The 15,771-nt window shown below is 73.6% G+C and carries 9 protein-coding genes and 3 pseudogenes; 9 read left to right on the plus strand and 3 right to left on the minus strand.

The genetic code is table 11. The annotated features are described in order from the left end of the window. Positions 1–380: 380 nt before the first annotated feature. A complete protein-coding gene (locus OEIGOIKO_RS03600) occupies positions 381–3,884 on the plus strand; it encodes an ATP-binding protein (RefSeq protein ID WP_307721215.1) in 3,504 nt (1,167 codons plus the stop codon). 57 nt (positions 3,885–3,941) lie between these two features. Here the strand turns inward: OEIGOIKO_RS03600 and OEIGOIKO_RS03605 are convergent, their stop codons facing one another. Beyond that, positions 3,942–4,694 carry a class I SAM-dependent methyltransferase gene (locus OEIGOIKO_RS03605; RefSeq protein ID WP_246177180.1) on the minus strand — a complete coding sequence of 251 codons (753 nt, stop codon included), beginning with the start codon at positions 4,692–4,694 and terminating at the stop codon, positions 3,942–3,944. 431 nt (positions 4,695–5,125) lie between these two features. Between OEIGOIKO_RS03605 and OEIGOIKO_RS03610 the strand changes: the two genes are divergently transcribed. From OEIGOIKO_RS03610 to OEIGOIKO_RS03635, 7 genes and pseudogenes are all read left to right on the plus strand, one after another. Then, positions 5,126–5,542, plus strand: a complete 417-nt coding sequence (locus OEIGOIKO_RS03610; RefSeq protein WP_125051775.1) for a cysteine/serine endopeptidase inhibitor — start codon at positions 5,126–5,128, stop codon at positions 5,540–5,542. 117 nt (positions 5,543–5,659) lie between these two features. Continuing rightward, positions 5,660–6,415: pseudogene (locus tag OEIGOIKO_RS03615) on the plus strand (substrate-binding domain-containing protein); the annotation flags it as partial. 40 nt (positions 6,416–6,455) lie between these two features. Beyond that, positions 6,456–6,683 (plus strand): hypothetical protein, encoded by a 228-nt coding sequence (locus tag OEIGOIKO_RS03620; RefSeq protein ID WP_125051777.1) that lies wholly within the window; start codon positions 6,456–6,458, stop codon positions 6,681–6,683. 42 nt (positions 6,684–6,725) lie between these two features. Then, positions 6,726–7,151 (plus strand): annotated as a pseudogene (locus OEIGOIKO_RS43835) (discoidin domain-containing protein); the annotation flags it as partial. Between the two features lie 207 nt (positions 7,152–7,358). Then, positions 7,359–9,215: pseudogene (locus OEIGOIKO_RS03625) on the plus strand (glycosyl hydrolase); the annotation flags it as partial. A 350-nt stretch (positions 9,216–9,565) separates the two neighbouring features. After that, entirely contained in the window at positions 9,566–12,304 is a 2,739-nt protein-coding gene (locus OEIGOIKO_RS03630) for a M4 family metallopeptidase (protein ID WP_125058416.1), read from the plus strand. Between the two features lie 261 nt (positions 12,305–12,565). Next, positions 12,566–12,805 carry a chaplin gene (locus OEIGOIKO_RS03635; RefSeq protein ID WP_125051781.1) on the plus strand — a complete coding sequence of 80 codons (240 nt, stop codon included), beginning with the start codon at positions 12,566–12,568 and terminating at the stop codon, positions 12,803–12,805. A gap of 114 nt (positions 12,806–12,919) precedes the next feature. Here the strand turns inward: OEIGOIKO_RS03635 and OEIGOIKO_RS03640 are convergent, their stop codons facing one another. Both OEIGOIKO_RS03640 and OEIGOIKO_RS03645 read right to left on the minus strand, forming a co-directional pair. After that, positions 12,920–13,606, minus strand: coding sequence for a GAF and ANTAR domain-containing protein (locus OEIGOIKO_RS03640; protein ID WP_125051783.1), 687 nt, complete (start codon positions 13,604–13,606; stop codon positions 12,920–12,922). Between the two features lie 101 nt (positions 13,607–13,707). Continuing rightward, entirely contained in the window at positions 13,708–14,325 is a 618-nt protein-coding gene (locus OEIGOIKO_RS03645; protein WP_125051785.1) for a TetR/AcrR family transcriptional regulator, read from the minus strand. Between the two features lie 68 nt (positions 14,326–14,393). Here OEIGOIKO_RS03645 and OEIGOIKO_RS03650 point away from each other — a divergent pair, with 68 nt between their 5' ends. Further along, entirely contained in the window at positions 14,394–15,737 is a 1,344-nt protein-coding gene (locus tag OEIGOIKO_RS03650; protein ID WP_125051787.1) for an alpha/beta hydrolase, read from the plus strand. Positions 15,738–15,771: the final 34 nt, after the last annotated feature.

A 15,771-nucleotide genomic window follows, 5' to 3' on the forward strand; every position in this document is an offset into this window, starting at 1 on the left:
AGCCGGTGCGGTCCGTACCGCGGTGCGCCGGACGGCGCCCGGCGCTGCTGTCGTGGCCTTCTGTGAGCATGTCGTCCCTGTTCGCGAGGTGGTTGCTTCGGTCCGGTGCGACGCGCCCTCCCGGGTCCGGCGACGGTCGCCGGCCGGACCGGCGGGCGGCCGGCGCCATCGTGTGCCACTCCCCTTGCGACCCCCTGGTCCGGCCGCTGGCGGACGCCTGCCGGCCACCCCGCAGTGGCTTTCCGCTTTCTTGTCGTTCCGCTTGCCGGACGATTGCCTATGGCTGGTTGCCGATCTTTGAACGCCTCGCCACATATGCCATGATCACTTTCCGGATGGATCCGGTTACGGTCCGGCACGTCCCCTGCACAGCCGCCGGCGTGAGAACGATTGGGACCGACATGTGCACACCCCACACCCCGCCCCCCACCCCCCTGCCGGAGCCCCCGGGCACCGCCGCGCCCCGGCCCGCCCCCGAGCCCGTACTGCGCGTCCTGGGCCCGATGTCGGCCCGGCTCGGCGGTGCCGACCTCCCCCTCGGCCCGCCACGGCGGCGGGCCCTGCTCGCCCTGCTCCTCGTCCGCCTCGGCAGAGTCGTCCCCACCGAACTGCTCGTCGAGGAGCTCTGGTGCGAAGGGCCGCCGCGGCACCCCGTCGCCACCCTCCAGAGCCACCTCTCCCACCTGCGCCGGGTGCTCGCCCCGGCAGCAGGCCAGGGCACCTCGTCCGTCCTGCGCTACCAGGCGCCCGGATACGTGCTCCAGCTCGACCCGGAGCAGGTCGACGCGTTCCGCTTCGAGCGGATGGTCGCCGACGGCCGGCAGCTCCTGGACCGGCGCGACCCGCGCGGTGCCCGCGACCGGCTCACAGAAGCCCTGGAGTTGTGGCGCGGCGCGCCCTACACGGAGTTCGGCGCCCAGCCGCCGCTCTCCGACGAGACCGCCCGCCTGGAGCAGGTCCGGCTCACCGCCCTGGAGTCCTGCGCGGAGGCCCGGCTCGCGCTCGGCGCCGCCGAGGAGGTGGCGGCCGAACTGGGCCTGGAGGTACGCCGCAACCCGGCCCGCGAACGCCTCGTCGGGCATCTGATGACGGCGCTGTCCCGGCTGGGACGGCAGGCCGAGGCGCTGGAGGTGTACGAGCGGACGCGCTGCCACCTGGTGGAGGAGTTCGGCGTGGACACCGCCGCCGAACTCCAGCGGGTGCACACCGCCATCCTCCGGCAGGAGCTGGACGACGGCGGTCCGGCGGCCCGCCTCGCGGCCGCGCCGGCCCCCGAAGGCCCGGCCGCCTCCACCGCGAAGCAGGGCGGCCCGCCACGGGGAGCGGACTTTCCGGCGCAGCACCCCGCGCCGGACGCGGCCGCGCATCCGCAGGAAGCCGCCGCGCCCGCCCGTGCCGTGAGGAACCGCCGGTCCGCGCGGAACGCGGACCGGGGTCTGCCGGTGCAGGGACCGGCGAGAGGCGCACGGGCGACCGGGCCGCGGCGCCTGCACGGCGTCGGCCGGCTGCCCGCCCGCCCGGCAACCGCCCCGGAGCACCCGGGCGCCGGGCCGGAAGGGGCGGGGCCGCCCTGGCCGTTCACCGGCCGGGACCAGGAGCTGCACCGCCTGACCACGTCGTCAGCCGGCGCGATCACCGGCCACGGGTACCTGGCCTGCGTACTCGGCGCCGCCGGGGTCGGCAAGACCCGGCTGCTGATGGAGCTGGCGCCGGCGCTGGAAACCGCCGGAGAAGCGCTCGACGTGGTCTGGAGCCACTGCTTCCCCGGTGAGGGCGTACCGCCGTACTGGCTGTGGACCCAGGTGCTGCGCCACCTGTCGGCCACCCGGCCGGACGCCTTCCGCACCGCCACCGCGCCCTTCGACACACTGCTCGCCCCGGTGATGCCCGAGCGGTCGGCCGGGTCCGGCGGGCAGGCGCACGAGGACGACTGGGCACAGGCCCGGTTCCTGACCCACGACGCGGTGTGCGAGGTACTGCTCGCGCTGGCCGCCGAGCGGCCGCTGGTCCTGCTCCTGGAGGATCTGCACTGGGCCGACGCCGCCTCCCTCGACCTGCTGCGGCTGCTCGGCACCCGCCGCCACGGGCACCGGATCAGCATCGTGCTCACCGCCCGGGACTTCGAGGCCGACTCCGACGCCACGATCCGCCGGGTGCTGGCCGACATCCTGCGGGGCCCCAGGACCGAGACGCTGCGGCTCGGCGGGCTGTCCCGCGGTGCCGTCGCGTCCCTGGTGGAGGCGCAGGCCGGGCGCGGGGTCGGCGCGGACGTCGTGGACGCGCTGCACGAGCGCAGCAAGGGCAACCCGTACTTCGTCATGCAGTTGCTGTCGCTGCTCGGCGACGCGCGGCGCCTGCACGACGCGGACGCCACCGACGTCCTGCGGGCGCAGGTGCCGACCGGAGTACGGGAGGCGCTGCGCCAGCGGTTCGCCACCCTGCCGGAGCCCGCCCTGCGGGTGCTGCGGCTGTGTGCCGTCATCGGCACCGAGATCGACACGGACCTGCTGCACTGCACCGCCACCGAGGACGAGCCGGTGGCATCCTCCCTGGCGGAGGCGATCCGGGCGGGGCTGCTCGGCGAGGACCCGCACCATCCCGGGCGGCTGCACTTCGTGCACGCGCTGGTCCGCGAGACGCTGATCGACGTGCTCGCGCGCGACGAACGCCACCGGCTGCACGCCCGGGTGGCCGAATCGCTGTGCACGCGCGGCGGTGCCCAGGTGGGCGACGAGGAGTTCGAGCGCCTGGCCCACCACACCTGGCACGCGCAGGACGCGCTGCCCGCCCGGCAGGCCCTCCCCCGGCTGTTACGCGCCGCCGAGCAGGCCGAGCAGCACCTGGCGTACGAGAAGGTCGAGACGTGGCTGCGCCGGGCCGTGCACCTCGCGGGCCTGCTGCCCCGCGACGACGCGTCCGCCCGCGCGCTGGAGCAGCGGCTGTACATCCAGCTCGGGCAGTCGCTCGCCATCGTCCGCGGGTACGGTGACGCCGAGGCGGAAGCGGCGCTGACCCGGGGCCGCGCCCTCGGGACGGTCACCCGGGCCCCCGAGGACCCCTCGGTGCTGTGGGCGCTGTGCTCGGCGTTCCTGGTCACCGGCCGGTACGACGAGTCGCGGCGGTTCTCCCGGCTGCTGCGGGACATCGGCAGCCGTACGCGCCACCCGGTGGCCCTGCTGGGCGCGGCGTACGGCAAGGGCGTCGCGCTGCACGTACGCGGCCGGCTGCCGGAGGCGCTCGCGGAACTGGAGCGGAGCGTCGGACTGGCGGACCGGTGCGCCCGGGAGGGCCGCACCCTGGCCCGTACGTTCCAGCACGACCCGCGCGTCTCCTGCCGGTCCTACGACGCCTTCACCCACTGGATCCTGGGCGACCGGGACACGGCCCGCGCCCGCCGGAGCCAGCTGCAGGGCCTGACGGCGTACGAGAGCAGGCCGTCCGACCGGTCCTTCGCGCTGTACGTGGACGCGGTCCTCGCCGCCTGGGAAGGCGACGCCGAGACCGCGCGGGCCTCCTCGGCCGAAGGGGCGCGGCTGGCCGGGGAACACGGGCTGCTGTACTGGAAGGCGATGCTGCGCCTGACCGAGGGCTGGTCCCTGACCCACCTGGGCCACGACGACGAGGGCGTCGCCCAGATGCAGGCCAGCCTCGCCGAACTCCGTCCCTCACGCTCCCATTTGCGGCTCCCCCTGCACCTCGGCCTGCTCGCCCAGGCCCAGCATCACGCCGGCCACCGCGACGACGCCACGGCCACCCTCCGCAAGATGCTCGCCGTCATCGAACACCGCCGTGAGCACGTCTACCTGCACCACGCCCTGCCCGCCACCGCCCTGCTGCACGACCTCCTGGGCCGGCATGTGACCGACGTCGCCCTCTCGGGCTGAGAGCCGGTGCCGCACGGCCCGGCCGGCCGGCCCGCTTCCTCAGGGACGCGTGGCCGGTCAGCCGGTCGCGGTGACCACGCGCGTGCGCATCCACGGCCCGCCCCACCACATACGCCAGCCCGCCGAGCGGACGCCGACCCCGCTGACCGGCAGCCCGTCCAGGACGTCGCGGTAGAAGGGCACGGAGCCGCCGATGTCGGCGATCACCAGCCGGCCGCCGGGGCGCAGGACGCGGACCGCCTCGGCCACCGCCCGGCGCCGTCCTTCGGCGTCCTTGACGTTGTGGATGGCCAGGCTGGACAGCACCACGTCGAACTCGCCGTCGCCGAAGGGCAGGTCCCGCAGGTCGCCGGTGCGCAGCTCCACCCGGCCCTGGACGTTCTCGGCCCGCGCGTTGCGTTCCGTGGCGCTCGCCGCGTTGCCCGTCTGATCGACGCCACGCCACAGGTCCACCCCGACCGCCCGGCCCTCCGGCACCCGGCGGGCGCCCGCCAGCAGCACGGCGCCACGCCCGCAACCGAGGTCCAGCAGCCGCTCGTTCCCGCGCAGCTCCAACCCGTCCAGCAGCCCCTCCCAGACGGTGAACTTGCCCCGCCGGGTGGCATGCGCGTACAGCACGAAGGCGACCGCCATCACGAGCGCACACAGGAACGGCAGCCAGGCCACCCCGATTCCGGGCCCCGAGAGCGTGCCGAGCCCCGCCAGCACCGCCCCCACCGCTCCGCAGCCGAGGCCGAACAGCGCGTACGGGGCGTCGACGCCGTACGCTCCCCGCAGCCGCCCGCGTCCTCCACCGGTCCCACTCGGCACGATCCGGTCCCTCCCGAAAATTCACGATCAGATCCGGCATCATCGTACGAGTCACACGCGCACCCGGCCTGAGCCACTTACCCCCGACCCCTTCTCCACCCGGGGACCAGACCCGCGCGCCCGGCCCCGGCAGCGGATGCCAACCGTCCGTTCCGGGCCAACACGGCGTACATTTTGCGCGACTTCAGGACATCTGAGTCCATTGGGGGTTGTGAGGCAGCCGCGGTCCGTGACACTCATGTGCTCGGGAGTGCTCCGTGAGCCGCCGCCCCTGAAGCCCGAGCGCCGGTGCACCGAGCGCGCGCCGACGACGGCAACGCGTCGGCCGCTCCCTGCCGTTGCGCAGCGCCGGGCGCACCGCCGCCCGGCAACGGCAGCTGCCCGGGACCTCTCCCGGCACCTACCCGGTCCCACTCGGATGAGGAGACATCATGCGCGCATCCAGACGCTGGAAGACCACGGTCTGCGGTGTGATAGCCGTCACCGGCATCGCCCTCGGCACGGGCACGGCCCACGCCGTGCCGATCGGCCAGACCATGAACGGCAAGATGACCTACTACAACGACAGGGGCTACGGCGCCTGCGGCACGCCCATCGACGCCACCTCGCAGGACCTGGTCGCGGTCTCGGCCTCCTACTGGACCTCGCCCAACCCGAACAACGACCCGCTCTGTGCCGGCATCAAGGTGCAGGTGTCGTACAACGGCAGGACCATCACCGTGCCGGTCAAGGACAAGTGCCCGTCCTGCGCCCCGACCCACATCGACCTCAGCCAGGCCGCCTTCCGCAAGCTGGTGCCCGCGGGCACCGACATGGTCCCGAACGTCAGCTGGAAGTTCGTCCGCTGAACCGGCCGCGGCCGGCCGTCCTGACGTGACGGCGACGGCCGCGGCGGGGCGGGTCCGACGGGCACCGGTGCGCTCTCGCGCCGCCGCGCCTGCCCTCGGGCCCGCTCGTCCTCGCGCGCGCTCGCCCGGCGCGGGCTGACCCCCGTCCTCTGCGCCCAGACACCGGGCGGCATCCAGGAGACGGACCACGTCGACCTCCTGCTCCAGCAGCAGGTCTCCGGCGTGGTGTTCGCGGGCGGGCTGTACGCGCAGGCGGACGCGCCGCACGACCACTACCGGCTGCTGCACGCCGGGCATTTGCCCGCGGTGCTGGTCAACGCGCCGATCCCGGCCCTCGGCTTCCCCTGCGTCTCCACCGACGACGCGGTCGCGGTGGAGCAGGCGTGGCGCCACCTCACCTCGCTCGGGCACGAACGGATCGGCCTGGCGCTCGGCCCGCCCGACCACGTGCCCTCGCGGCGCAAGCCCGCCGCCGGGCAGGCGGTGGCACGGGCCGCAGGCGGCCCCGGGCCGCCGCCGGAGCACGTGGTGCGCGGCATGTACTCGATGGAGGGCGGCCACGCGGCGGCCTCCCGCCTGCTGGGCACCGGGGTGACCGGCATCATCGCGCTGGGCGCGGTGCGGGCCGCGCGCCGGCGCGGGCTGCGGGTGCCGCAGGACGTATCGGTGGTGAGGTACGACGACTCGCCGCTGATGACCCTGACGGAGCCGCCGCTGTCGACGGTGCGGCAGCAGCCGATCGACGCGCTGGGCCGTACCGCGGTCCAGCTGCTGACGGCGCAGATCGACGGCCGGGAGGTGGTCCGTGACGAGATCCTGCTCGAACCGGAGCTGATCGTACGGGGATCGACGGGGCCGCGCGCCGCACGGTAGCCCGGACGACCGCCGGGCGACCGCCGGAAGCGTCGGCAGCGTGAGTAACGAGCCGGTCAAAGCACTGTCGACAATTCGCAGAGCACGGACGCGATATCGCGCCCTTCCGACCCCGGTGCTGCCGGCCGGCGGCAGCGTGCCGTGCCTGGTCAGCCTAGGTACGGCCGGCATCACGCTCCCTCCGCACGCCGAACTCCTGCCGGCTTACGGCCCGCTGACACCACTGGGCACGCTGCCGCAGGACACGGCGGTCCGGCTGCGGGCCTGACCCGGGCCCGGCCGCCGCCCTCTCTCCACAGAAGGGAACGTCATGGGCACCACGCAACCCACCACCCCCGTACGCAGAAGGGCCTGGCGGCCCGTACTGGCCGCCGTGCTCAGCAGCGGCCTGCTGGCGACCAGCTGGCAGGCGTTCTCCGCCGAAGCCGCCACCGGACCGGCCGGTTCCGGCACCGGCCCTCTCACGGCGCGTCTCAGCGGCGACGGGGCAGCCCGCGCCCACGACGGCGACCCGGACACCTACGCGAAGGGCAGCGCCGCCCACTGGGTGCAGGCCGACCTCGGCGCGACCCGCCGCCTGGACCGGGTCGAGCTCGCGCTGCCCGGCAAGGCCCAACAGGTCCAGCTCCAGGGCTCGGTCAACGGCGGCGACTTCGTCGAACTGTCCGACTTCCGGGCCCGCCAGGGCAACGTCACCCTGCGCCTGGACGGCGCGCCGGTACGGTACGTCCGGGTGGCCGGAGCACAGCGGGTCGGCGAACTCTCCCTGTTCCCCGCGGCATCGGGCGACACGGCGCCTCCCGAGGCGCCACGGAACGTCCGGCTGGACGGCGCGACGCTGCGCTGGGAGCAGGTACCGGGCGCGTCCGGGTACGACGTCTACGCCGACGGCCGGCTGCGTACCGGACTGCCCACGACGGCGACGCACTGGGAGGACACCACCGCGCCCGGCGGCACCACGCACCGGACCACCTACACCGTGCGGGCCCGGGACGCGGCGGGCAACCAGTCCCCCGACGGGCGTACGGCCACCCGGACCCTCGCGGCGGGCCAGGGCTCGTCCCGCGCGGCCTTCACCCCGTCGCCCGCGAAGCCCGCACCGCAGCCCCGGCGCGCCGGGGCCAGGGCCACGACGGGCGCGACCATGCCGTACACCACCGTCGAGGCGGAGTCCGGGGCCACCGGCGGCGGCGCGCAGGTGGTCGGCCCGAACCGCAGGATCGGCGACCTGGCGGGCGAGGCGTCGGGGCGCAAGGCCGTGACCCTGAAGCAGACCGGGCAGTACGTGGAGTTCACCACCCCGGTGGAGACCAACACCCTGGTCACCCGCTTCTCCATTCCGGACGCACCGGGTGGCGGCGGGACGAACGCGAAACTCGACGTCTATGTGAACGGCCAGAAGACGAAGCCCTTCGACCTCACGTCGAAGTACGCCTGGCTGTACGGCCCGGAGGCGGCCCCGGTGAACGACCCGGGCGCGGGCCCGGCCCGGCACATCTACGACGAGGCGCAGCTCGACCTCGGCCGCACCGTTCCGGCGGGCAGCAAGATCCGGCTCCAGAAGGACGCCGACAACCCCTCCACGTACGCCATCGACTTCGTCGACTTCGAGAAGACGGCCGCGGCGCCCAACCCGGACCGGCAGGCGTTCGTGGAGCCGGCCGGTTTCGGCCACCAGGATGTGCAGAACGCGCTGGACCGGGCCCGGATGGACACCACCGGAAAGATCAAGGGCGTCTATCTGCCGCCGGGCGACTACCGGACGTCCAGCAAGTTCCAGGTCTACCTGAAGCCGGTGAAGGTGATCGGCGCCGGGCCGTGGTTCACCCGCTTCCACGCCCCGGCCGGCCAGCAGAACACCGACGTGGGCTTCCGCGCCGCCGACGGCGCCGGCGGCTCGACGTTCGCCGGGTTCGCGTACTTCGGCAACTACACCTCGCGCATCGACGGCCCCGGCAAGGTCTTCGACTTCCAGAACATTTCCGGCATCACCATCGAGAACATCTGGGCCGAGCACATGGTCTGCCTCTACTGGGGCGCCAACACCGACCGCACGACGATCCGGAACAACCGTGTCCGCAACACCTTCGCCGACGGCCTGAACATGACCAACGGCTCCAGCGACAACCTGGTCAGCAACAACGAGGCGCGGGCCACCGGTGACGACTCCTTCGCGCTGTTCTCCGCGCTCGACTCGGGCGGCGGCGAACAGACGCACAACGTCTACGAGAACCTCACCGCCAAGCTCACCTGGCGGGCCGCCGGCCTGGCCGTGTACGGCGGGCAGCTCAACACCTTCCGCAACATCCGCGTCGTGGACACCCTGGTCTACTCCGGGGTGACCATCTCCTCCCTGGACTTCGGCATCCCGATGAACGGCTTCGGGCCCGGACAGTCCACGTTCGAGAACCTCGGCATCGAGCGCGCGGGCGGCCACTTCTGGAACGGCCAGACCTTCCCCGGCATCTGGCTCTACTCGGCGTCGAAGCCCTTCCGGGCGATCCGGGTGAAGGGCGCCACGATCACCGACCCGACGTACCACGGCATCATGTTCCAGACGAACCACGTGGGACAGCAGCCGCAGAACCCGGTGCAGGACACCGAACTGTCCGACGTGACCGTCTCCGGCGCGAGGAAGAGCGGCGACGAGTACAACGACCGGTCCGGCTTCGGCATCTGGGCCAACGAAGCGGCCGGCGGGCCGGCCGTGGGCCAGGCCGTCTTCCACCGCCTGACGCTCCGCGACAACGCGCAGAACATCCGCAACACCACCTCCACATTCAAGATCACCGTCGACTGACGCGTCCTTCCTCCCGGGGACCGGACCCCTCCCCGCACGGCCACGCCCGTCCCGCTCCGCCCACCCCGCGTCCGGAAGTCGTCCACCGACTTGCCGGGTCCGTTGTCGGGGTGGACAGGCGGCCGCTTGCATGTCCCCGTTCACCCCGGTGACAGGTGCCAGGCGTGTGGCACGGAACGGAAGGAGCCGCCTTGCGCGAGCGCGGAGCGTACGACGGGAGAGCGGGACGGGAGAGACCGGACAGTTCGATCGGTCCGGACGGCCCGGACGGCCCGGACGGCCCGGGCGGGTTACGCGGGCCGCGTGCGGCGGCCGGTGTGCGGAAAGGTTTCACCAGTGCGGCGGCGCTGCTGGGCGCCGCCGCACTGGTGGTTTCGGCGGTGCCCGCCGGAGCCGCGCCCGCGGCGGCGCCGCCCGGCCCCGGTGAGGTGGTGCCGGGGCAGCGCACCGCCACGCCGGCGCTGGTGGAGGGCGTCCGGGAAGCGGCGAAGGGTACGGACAGCGCGGCCGACGCGGCGCGCGGGCACCTCGCGGCGAAGGAGAGCCGGTACCACATCGGCGATCCGGGGCGTGACCTGCGGCCGGTGGGGACCGTGGCCGCCGGCGGCCACGAGACGGTACGGCTCCAGCAGAAGCACCGGGGCGTGGACGTCCTGGGCGGGCAGTACGTGGTACGGATGGAACGCCAGGGCGGCGAGCGGATCGTCACCGGCACCTCCGGCAAGTACTTCACGGGGCTGACGACCGGCGTCGAACCCGAGGTGGACGAGGCGCCGGCGGTCGAGCGGGCCGTCGACGCGGCCACCGACCAGCTGCTGGCCGACCGGCTGCCCCGGGAGGATGCGCAGCCGCTGACCGGCACCGACCGCGGGCTGGTCGTCATCCCGAGGGGCGCGGGCCTGCTCACCCGGCACGTGACCGTACGGGGCACCCACCCGGTCACCGGCGTGCCGGTGCTGCACGAGGTCTACGTCGACGCCCGCGCCGGTTACCCGGTGCTCCAGTACAGCGGCATCAAGACGTTCCGCACGCCGGGGAACGGCACGGCGGCCCGCGCGCCGGAGAGCGGACGTACCCGGTCGGGCGCAGGCCGCGCGGCGGCCGAGGAGCCGGGCGTCAAAGGGTCCGGGGTCAAGTACGACGGGAAGACCGTCGAACTGCCCCTGGCGTACGAGGAGTCCCGTAAGGCGTACGTGATGCGGGACCACACCCGTATGGCGGACAGCACCAAGAACACGCTGTCCACCTGGGACGCGCGCGGCAAGGACGTCAGCGACGTCGCCGGGACCTGGCCGTACGACATCCTGGAATTCGGCTCGCCGGCCCCGGCCTTCGGGCCGGACGCCACCGAGGCGGGCGCGGTCGACGCGCACTGGTCGGCCGGCAAGGTCTACGACTACTACCGCGAGCGGCACGGGCGCGACAGCCTGGACGGCCGGGGCATGACCGTCAACTCGCTGGTGGGCGTGACGCAGCTCGGACAGCCGTACATCAACGCCTTCTGGGACGGCACCAAGATGGTCTACGGCGGCGGCGACGCGGAGTACCGCACGCTCTCCGCCGGTCTGGACGTCGTCGGGCACGAGATGACCCACGGCGTCGTGGAGCACTCCGCCGACCTGGTCTACGCGGGCCAGTCGGGCGCCCTGAACGAGGCCGTCGCCGACTACTTCGGCAACGCCGTCGAGACGGACACCTACGGCATCCCCATGGACAGTCCCGACTCCGGGCTGCTGGGCGAGACACTGTGCCGGAACAAGCCCGCGCGCGAGTGCGCCACGCGTGACCTCAACGACGGGCGGACCACCTCGAAGTCCTTCCTCGGCGTGTCCTTCGCCGTCGACAACGGCGGCGTCCACCTCAACTCCACGATCTTCTCGGGCGCTCTGTGGGACCTGCGCGAGGACCTCGGCAAAACCCTCGCCGACCGGATCGTCTACAAGGCGCTGACCGAGTACCTGACGCCGCTGGACGGCTTCACCGAGGGCCGCGCCGCCGTACTGGCCGCCGCGCGCAGCCTGAACGTCACCGAAGCACAACTGCGCGCGGCCGAAAGGGCCTTCAGCGCCCACGGCATCGTTCCCGGCTGGGAACTGGCCATGGGCGTCGACTCCGACCAGCTCCTCGGGCGGGTCAACACGGACGGCTCGGCGTCCGGCGCGGGCGGCGGCTGGTGGGCCGCGGCCAAGTCCAACGACGACGGCACCGAGCCGTACTCGATCTGGGCCGGGCGGGCCGACGGCACCGGCGCGCAGAAGCTGATGAGCCCCAACGACGGCCGCTACCACGTGCATCCGGCCACCGACGGCCGGACGGTGGTGTGGCTGGCGATCAACCGCAGGTCCATGGACGTCCTCGCGCGGCCGATCGCGGGCGGGCCCGTCAAGAAACTGTGGTCGGGCCGGCGCGGCGCCTCCGGCCTGCGGGTCGAGGGCGACGTGGTGGTGTTCGAGACCCGGCCCCGGCCGGCCGGGGAGAGCGTACGGTACGTGCGGCTGAGCAACCCGACCGCGGTGAAGGTGAACGACGAGCCCGGCCTGCGGACGGCGTACCCGTCCATCGCCGACGGCCGGATCGCGTACGGCACCGTCCGCCGCGACGGCCCCACCCGCACCTACGGCGTGGAGACGCTGGACCTGAAGACGGGCAAGCGCACGACGATGGGGCAGCTGGGGACCCCGGCCCGCATCGGCCAGACCGCGATCACCGGCAAGCACGTGTTCTGGCTGGTGCCCACGGACGACGAAGCGGGCCTGACGGCACTGCGCCGCGCCGGCCTGGACGGTACGGGGGTGGCGGACCTCAGCCCCGGCGAGGGCCCGGACGCCCTGCGCGCCTCCGGACTCGTCGCCACCGACGAGGCGGTCACCGTCGCCGCGGCGACGCCCGACACCGTGTACCGCAACGAGACGCTGCCCAAGCTGTGGCAGTTCCCGGCCGACGGCGGCCGGCGGGACCGGGTGTCCTGCAACCGCGGCGAACAGGCGTGGCCCGCCGTGCCGGGCGGGCGGCAGGTGGTGTGGGTGGACGGTACGGCCGGCTACACCGACCTGGTCACCCGGACCCGTCCGGCCGGGCGCTGCGACTGACGCCGCAGAGCGGGGCGGGCGGCCGGGCGACGGCAGCCCGTCCCCCCGGCAGGGTGACGGTCAATCCCGCCCTGACCTGGATAAATAATACGCTGATTCGATCTCCACCCTAAATAGAGTGAACACCCTCCGTTCTTCGCGACAAACGGCGCCGCATCGGGTTGATTGGTCGTCGGCGGCCCACCAGCCGTGGTGGCGGGCACCGGGTGTCCCCGCCAGGCCGCCTGTCCTTTTTTCTCAATGTACGAGGAGCAACATTCCATGTCGCGTGCCATCAAGACTGCCGTCGCCGCCGCGGGAACCTGCGCCATCATCCTGGGCGGCGCGAGCCTCGCGACTGCCGACTCCGGGGCCCAGGGCGCGGCGCTGAACTCGCCGGGCGTGATCTCCGGCAACACCGTGCAGGTTCCGGTCCACGTGCCGGTCAACGTCTGCGGCAACAGCATCAACGTCGTCGGTCTGCTCAACCCGACCTTCGGCAACACCTGCGTCAACGACTGACGTTGACCACCTGACGCGCCACCGCCCCCGGGCGGGACGGCGTGCGATGCCCGGTGCGGGACGGCTGTACGGCCGTCCCGCACTTTCGTCGTGTGCGCCCGCGGCCCCGTACGGTCAAGCGCTGGTGGCATCGCGCGGCAGCCGCAGGCGCCCGGCCACCACGTCTCGGGCCACGTCGGTGATGGGACGGTCGGTGGCGAAGGCGTGGGCGCGCAGCCGCGCCAGGGCGCTGGCCAGCGGCACCCGGAGGTGGACGCTGAGAATTCCGGTGGCCTGGTGGACTTCCGTACGGTGCAGATCCGCAGGGCTCAGGACCCGCGTACGGGTGTGGCGGCCGCCGAGCAGGAACAGGGTCAGCGCGTCCGCGAGCGTCAGCGCGTCGGTGACGATCTCCGGCGCGAGCCGATGGGGGGTGCGGCGGTGACAGGTCAGAGCGCCGACGCGCAGCGCACCGAGCCGCAGGGGGAAGGCGAACACCGCCCGGATGCCCAGCTCCCGTGCTTGCGCGGCGAACATCGGCCACCGGGAGCCGTGGGGGTGGGACAGGTCGGCGACCAGGCACAGGGCGCCGTCGCGGGCCGCGTCCAGGCCGGGTCCCTCGCCCAGGGTGAACTGGAGATCGTCCAGGCGTGCCCCGTCCGGGTCGCTGTGCCACAGCAGTTGCGAGCCGTCGAAGTGCAGCGAGACGGCCGTGCCGTCCACGTCCAGCAGCACGGCGCACTGGGCACACCACCGACAGGAGGGCCCCGGTCCACCGGGCTGCAGCTTCTCGATCAGGCTGGCGACGGTCTGTCCCGACATGTTTCCCCCACCCACCGCAGCGGGCCGCCCCGGACCCGCCGCCTGCCGCTGTCACGCCAATGTATTGCAGCTCCGGGGCGACGGGTGCGCCGAACGCGGTCTCACAGCGCCGTGTCCGCGCGCCGAAAGCCGGGGGCCACGTCGGGAGCTGCCCAGCCGCGCAGTACGGCGTCGACCGTCGACCGGAAAGCGGTTTCGGCCACGGCGCCTTCGAGCGCGCCGGCGAGTTCGAGGGTCACGAGCCCGTGCAGGGCGACCCACAACGAGACGGCGATCCGTGTGGTGTCGCCCGCGAGGACACCGTCCGCCACGGCCCGGTCGATCGCCGCGACCAGCGGCCGCACCGGATCGTGGTCACCGACCCGGTCCGACGGGACGAAGGACTGCGCGCCGCCGAACAACACGGCGTACAGGTGGCGGTGTTCGCGCCCCCAATGGCGATAGGCCACGGCCAGCGCGTACAGATCGTCCAGGGCGGCCGCCGAGCCGGGGACCGCCGACAGTTCCCGGAACAGGCCGGCGACTGCCTGGTCGCGCACCTCTCGGATCAACCCGTCCTTCCCCTGGAACAACGTGTACACCGCCGCCGTCGAGGTGCCGGCGGCGGCGGCCAGCGCGCGGACCGTGACCGACTCCTGCGGGCGAGTGGCGAACAACTCGGTCGCGCATGCCACCAACCGCTCTGCGACAGCGGCGTCGTTCGTTCTCGGCCTTCCCATGAGGAACACCCTACCCGTCCTGCTAACATCGTTTCAAAACAGCGTTTTAAAAGCAGGAGGAGATCACCGTGCCACCGTCCGTCCGCCGCCCCTTACGCTTCGTCGGCCCTCTGCTGACGGCCACCGCCGCGGTGGTGGGCCCCGTTGCCTTCTTCCTCGTGCTCGTCGTCGCCACCGACGGCGCGGGGGCGGGGTTCCTCGCCTGGTCCGCGTCGGCCGGTGTCGCGGTCCTCGTCGCGCTGCGGCGGGGCCGCCGCCGGCCCTGGCGGGGACGGCTGGTCCCCTTCCTGCCGGCACTCGTCGCAGCAGCCCTGACGCTGTCGGTGTGCGTCCCCACCGTCCCCACGGCGCGCCGCCAACCGCCCGCCCTGCCGTTCGTGACCACCGAACACTGGAGCCTGGCCACCGGCAGCCGGGTCGCGGTCTACCACTACCCGCCCACCGGCGACCGCCCCCGGCACCGCGCGCCGCTCGTCTACCTCAACGGCGGTCCGGTACGCGGCATTTCGCTGCTCGACCACCGCTTCCTGCAGCGGCTCGCGCGGCAGGGCCACGACGTGTACGCCTACGAGCAGGCCGGCGGCGGACGCAGCGACCTGCTGCCCATGGACCAGTACTCGATCACCCGGTCCGTCCATGACCTCGGCGCCTTCGTCGGCAGGCTGGGCGAACGCGGCAAGGGCCGCGCCGACGTGCTGGGCTTCTCCTCGGGCGCGGTCGTGCTCACCCGCGCGCTGGCCGAACCGGCCGTCGCCGCCCGCCTGCGCCGGGCGGTCATCGCCGAGCCGGGCCCGATGGACGGCCCCACCGCCCGGATCGCGGGGCAGCGGGGCCGGCCGTCGGCCCGCGACATCGCACCGGCCATGACCGGGCCGCGCTCCACCCGCGTCCCGCGGTACGCGGTCGCGTTCGGCCTGCTGCGGCTCGGACTGCTGAGCCCCGGCAACGGGCTGGTGAGCCAGGCGGAGGGCGTCAACGCCTTCACCGCCGCCGATCTCGGCAGCGACACCGCGTCCGCCTACTGCGCGCGGGACGCCCACCGCATCCCGGTGGAGGACACGGCGCGGAACTTCTCCTTCAGCGCCGCCGCCAGCCTCCGCGTCCAGGAAACGGTCGAGGACTCCCCTTCCCTCGCCCCTCGGCTGAAGCACTCGCGGACACCCGCGATGCTGATGATCGCCGAGTGCTCCTCCCAGGTCCGGCAGTGGGAGACCGCCGTCCTCGCGGCCGACCCCGCCGCCCGGCGCACCCAGTACATGCCCGGCGTCGGCCACCACATGTGGAACGGCCTGGACGACAACGACCGGCGAGCGGCAGCCGTCATCACCGCATTCCTGCGGGACGAGCCCGCCCCGCTGCCCGACCACCCGACCCGGGCCGGCATCCCGGCCTTCCTCCGCGACCACAAGTGAGCGGCCGGGCACCCCTCCCGACCGCCCGGTGCCC

The sequence above is a fragment of the Streptomyces paromomycinus genome, from assembly GCF_003865155.1.
GTDB classification, from domain to species: Bacteria; Actinomycetota; Actinomycetes; order Streptomycetales; family Streptomycetaceae; genus Streptomyces; species Streptomyces chrestomyceticus.

Bases quoted from the DNA above. Each gene is read 5' to 3' on its own strand.
- OEIGOIKO_RS03640 (WP_125051783.1), bottom strand. From the start codon at position 13,606: ATGTCGGGACAGACCGTCGCCAGCCTGATCGAGAAGCTGCAGCCCGGT.
- OEIGOIKO_RS03610 (WP_125051775.1), top strand. From the start codon at position 5,126: ATGCGCGCATCCAGACGCTGGAAGACCACGGTCTGCGGTGTGATAGCC.
- OEIGOIKO_RS03645 (WP_125051785.1), bottom strand. From the start codon at position 14,325: ATGGGAAGGCCGAGAACGAACGACGCCGCTGTCGCAGAGCGGTTGGTG.
- OEIGOIKO_RS03635 (WP_125051781.1), top strand. From the start codon at position 12,566: ATGTCGCGTGCCATCAAGACTGCCGTCGCCGCCGCGGGAACCTGCGCC.